General features: G+C 73.9%; 5 protein-coding genes. 2 read left to right on the top strand and 3 right to left on the bottom strand.

Annotated elements, in window-relative coordinates; all coding sequences use genetic code 11:
• On the bottom strand, positions 1-610 hold a 610-nt coding region (locus G3I65_RS46985; protein ID WP_160701854.1), incomplete at its 3' end, for a LysR family transcriptional regulator.
• Positions 611-680: 70 nt separating this feature from the next.
• On the opposite strand from G3I65_RS46985, the gene G3I65_RS46980 reads away from it, so the two are divergent.
• Positions 681-1,397, top strand: coding sequence for an SDR family oxidoreductase (locus tag G3I65_RS46980; protein WP_160701853.1), 717 nt, complete (start codon positions 681-683; stop codon positions 1,395-1,397).
• A gap of 1 nt (position 1,398) precedes the next feature.
• Here G3I65_RS46980 and G3I65_RS46975 read toward each other — a convergent pair whose 3' ends face one another.
• Entirely contained in the window at positions 1,399-2,073 is a 675-nt protein-coding gene (locus G3I65_RS46975; RefSeq protein ID WP_160701852.1) for a 1-acyl-sn-glycerol-3-phosphate acyltransferase, read from the bottom strand.
• A 51-nt stretch (positions 2,074-2,124) separates the two neighbouring features.
• On the opposite strand from G3I65_RS46975, the gene G3I65_RS46970 reads away from it, so the two are divergent.
• Positions 2,125-3,027, top strand: a complete 903-nt coding sequence (locus G3I65_RS46970; protein ID WP_160701851.1) for a glucosyl-3-phosphoglycerate synthase — start codon at positions 2,125-2,127, stop codon at positions 3,025-3,027.
• Here G3I65_RS46970 and G3I65_RS46965 read toward each other — a convergent pair.
• The coding region (locus G3I65_RS46965; RefSeq protein WP_160701850.1) for an ABC transporter ATP-binding protein at positions 2,963-3,758 on the bottom strand (796 nt) is incomplete at its 5' end. The two genes, G3I65_RS46970 and G3I65_RS46965, sit on opposite strands and share 65 nt — an antisense overlap.

The raw sequence follows: 3,758 nt of genomic DNA, 5'->3' as shown, positions 1-3,758 counted from the left end.
CCTCGGGGCCCCGCACGTCGCTGCCGGGCCAGCGGGGGAACGGCTCGCCGTCGAGGTCGGCCATGACCAGCGCCGCCCGGCCGGCCAGCCGGTGCCCGCGCGCGAGCATCGCGATCTGGTCCTGCTCCAGCAGCAGCTCGGTGTCGAACCCGACGGCGTCGTCGTGCGGGCCGTGCAGGAACGCCAGGTCGACGCGGCCGTCGCGCAGCATGGGGGACTGCTCGCCGATCCCGCACACGACGACCTCGACCTCGATCGCGTCCGGGTCGGCGCGGTAGCCGGGGAGGATCCGCGCGAGAAGGCCGGCGTCGCCGTCGGGTTTCATCGCCACGAGCAGCTTCGGCACCTCCTGCCCCGCGCGCCGCGCCCGGCGCACCGCGGCGTCCACCGCGTCGAGCGCTTTGCGGCTCTCCGCGAGGAAAACCGCGCCCGCGGGCGTCAGGCTCACGCCGCGGCTCGTGCGGTTCAGCAGCGGCACGCCCATCCGGCGTTCGAGCTGCTGGATGGCGCGCGACAGCGGGGGCTGCGCCATGCCGAGGCGCCGCGCGGCGCGGCCGAAGTGCAGTTCCTCGGCGACCGCGACGAAGTAGGCGAGCTCCCGCGTCTCCATATCGCCAGGGTATCGGCCGATGCGGCATCGGTGTTGGCTCGCGCGGGCCGCTCGCTGGTGTGCTGGAGCCATGAACGACATCACTCTGGTCACCGGCGCGAACAAGGGCATCGGCCGCGAGATCGCCGCGCAGCTCGCCGCCCTCGGGCACACCGTCGTCGTCGGCGCCCGCAGCGCGGAACTGGGCGAGAAGGCGGCCGCGGAGCTGGGCGCGGATTCGGTGGTCCTCGACGTGACGGACCCGGCGTCGGTCGCCGCGGCCGCGTCCCGCATCGAAGAGCGCCACGGCCGTCTCGACGTCTTGATCAACAACGCGGCCATCAGCCGCCCGCCGGGCACCGACCTTTCCCACCAGAACCCCAGCACGGCCGACCTGGACACGCTGCGCGCGATCTTCGAGACCAACTACTTCGGCGTCATCACGGTCACCAACGCGCTGCTGCCGTTGCTGCGCCGCTCGAGCGCGCCGCGGATCGTCAACGTCTCCAGCGGCGGCGCGTCGCTGGCCCGCAACGCCGATCCCGACGCCCAGCTGCCGATTTCCGCGGGCTACACCCCGTCGAAGACGGCATTGACGTCGTTGACGCTGCAGTACGCGCGGGAGCTGCGGCCCGACGGGATCCTGGTCAACGCGGTCTGCCCGGGCTTCTGCGCGACCGACCTCAACGGCCACGCGGGCTTCCGCACGCCGGCCCAGGGCGCGGTGGCCGCGGTCCGGCTGGCGACGATCCCCGCGGACGGCCCGACGGGCACCTTCGTCGACGACGAGGGGCCCGTGCCCTGGTGACTCAGGCGACGCCTTCGCTCGGCCGCTTGTGGTAGGTGTCCACGTACTCCTGGCCCGAGATCTCGAGGATCGCGTACATCACCTCGTCGGTGACCGACCGGCGGATCGCCGGTGCGTAGTCCTGGCCCTCGTAGCGGGAGAAGTCCAGCGGCTTGCCGAACGTGATGGAGATCTTCGCGAGCCGCGGGATCTTCGCGCCGCCGGGCTGGAGGTGTTCGGTGCCGGTCAGCGCGACCGGCACCACCTTCGCGCCGGTCGCCAGCGCGAGGGCCGCGACACCGGTGTGGCCGCGGTGCAGCCGGCCGTCCAGGGACCGGGTGCCCTCCGGGTAGATCGCGAAGACGCCGCCGGCGTCGAGGACCTTGCGCGCCGCCTCCAGCGCGGCGAGCCCGGCCTGGGCGTTGCCGCGCTCGACCGGGACGTAGCCGAGGCCGCCGAGGAAGCCCGCCAGTGCCTTGCCCTTGAGGCCCTTGCCGACGAAGTACTCCGCCTTGCCGAGGAACTTGACCTGCCGCGGGGTCGTGAACGTGATCACGCCGGTGTCGAGCGCCGCCCGGTGGTTGGCCGCGAGCAGCACCGGGCCCGTGGCGGGCACGTTCTCCACCCCGTGCACCTCGGGCCGGTACAGCGCCCTGGCCAGCGGCCCCAGCACGAAGCGGACAAGCTGCGCGATCAAGTGGTCCTCCTCCTCGGTGGCGGTGACACCAGCATGGCACGATCGTTACCCGTGAGTTGGTTCGAGCGGCGTACGTGGCAGGAGCCCGGTTGGACGCCCGAGGACATCGTGACCGCGAAGGGTGACCGCACGGTTTCCGTCGTGCTACCGGCCCTCGACGAGGAGCGGACGGTGGGTGCCGTCGTGGCGTCGATCCGGCCCCTGGTCGGTTCGGTCGTCGACGAGCTCGTCGTCGTGGACTCGGGTTCGGCGGACGCCACGGTCCGGACGGCGGAGGCCGCGGGCGCCCGGGTGGTCCGCCGCGAGGACGTGCTGCCGGACCTGCCGCCGGTCCCCGGCAAGGGCGAGGTGCTGTGGCGGTCGCTGGCCGCCACCAGCGGCGACCTCGTCGTCTTCCTCGACTCCGACCTGGTCGACCCGGACCCGGCGTTCGTGCCGTCGCTGCTCGGGCCGCTGGTCACCGAGCCGGGCGTGCACCTGGTCAAGGGCTTCTACCGCCGTCCGCTGCGGCTGGAGAGCAGCGGCGGCGGGCGCGTCACGGAACTGCTGGCGCGCCCGGTGCTCTCGGCGCTGCGTCCCGCGCTCGGCGGGCTGGTCCAGCCGCTCGGCGGCGAGTACGCGGGCACGCGCGAGTTCCTCGAGTCGGTGCCGTTCGCCGCCGGGTACGGCGTCGAGATCGGGCTGCTCCTCGACGCCGAAGCGCGGTACGGCCTCGACGGGCTCGCCCAGGTCAACCTCGGCGTCCGCAAGCACCGGAACCGGTCGCTGCCCCAGCTGGGCGTGATGTCCCGGCAGATCCTCGGCACGGCGCTGGCCCGCTGCGGGGTGCCGGCCGCCGACGCGCCGTTCACGCAGTTCGTCCAGGTCGACGAAGAGTGGCTGCCGGACGTCACGACCGTGCGGGTCGCCGACCGGCCGCCGATGCGGGAAGTGCTCGCCCGTCCTCGAGGGTGAGCACCTCGTCGAAGCCGTCGAGGTGCTCGGGGCGGTGGGTGACCAGCACGACCGTGCCCTTCGCGTGCGCGAGGACGTTCTTCAGGACGGCGTCGCCGTGCGCGGGGTCGAGGCCTTCGACGGGCTCGTCGAGCACCAGCACCGGCGGGGCGGCCAGGACCGCGCGGGCCAGCACCAGCCGCTGCCGCTGACCGCCGGAGAGCGCGTCGCCGTCCGGCCCGGTTTCGCGGTCGAGGCCCAGGTCGAACCCGGCGACCGCGCAGGCTTCCCGCAGCTCGTCGTCGGTGGCGTCGGGCTTGGCGAGCAGGAGGTTCTCGCGGACGGTGGCGTGGAAGACGTGCGCGTCGGCTTCGGCGCCGGAGATGACTTGCGACAGGTCCGCGTACTCGCCGAGCGGGTGGCCGTCGAGGAGCACCCGGCCTTCGGCCGGGGACTGGCTGCCGAGCAGGAGGCGGAGCAGCGTCGTCTTCCCGGCGCCGCTGGGGCCGAGGATCCCGACGCGCTTGCCGGGCGGCAGGTCCAGGTCGACGTGCCGCAGCGCGGGGGCGCGGCCCGGGTGGCGGACGCCGGCGTTTTCGAGCTTGAAGTGCCCGTTTCCGGGCGTCCGGGTGCCTTTCGGCGCGGGTGGCGTGGCGAGGACGGCCCGCACCCGGGCGGCCGACGCGCGGATCTCCGGCACCCGCCGGGCGGCGCCGATCAGCGGCAGGACCACCTCGAAGCCGGCCATGGCG

It is taken from the genome of Amycolatopsis sp. SID8362 (genome assembly GCF_010550475.1).
In the GTDB taxonomy this organism is placed as follows: Bacteria; Actinomycetota; Actinomycetes; order Mycobacteriales; family Pseudonocardiaceae; genus Amycolatopsis; species Amycolatopsis eburnea.
The sequence above is the reverse complement of the archived record's forward strand: the minus strand, read 5'-3'. Positions and strand labels throughout refer to the sequence as shown.

Coding starts and splice junctions, on each gene's coding strand:
- G3I65_RS46980 (WP_160701853.1), top strand. CDS start 681: ATGAACGACATCACTCTGGTCACCGGCGCGAACAAGGGCATCGGCCGC.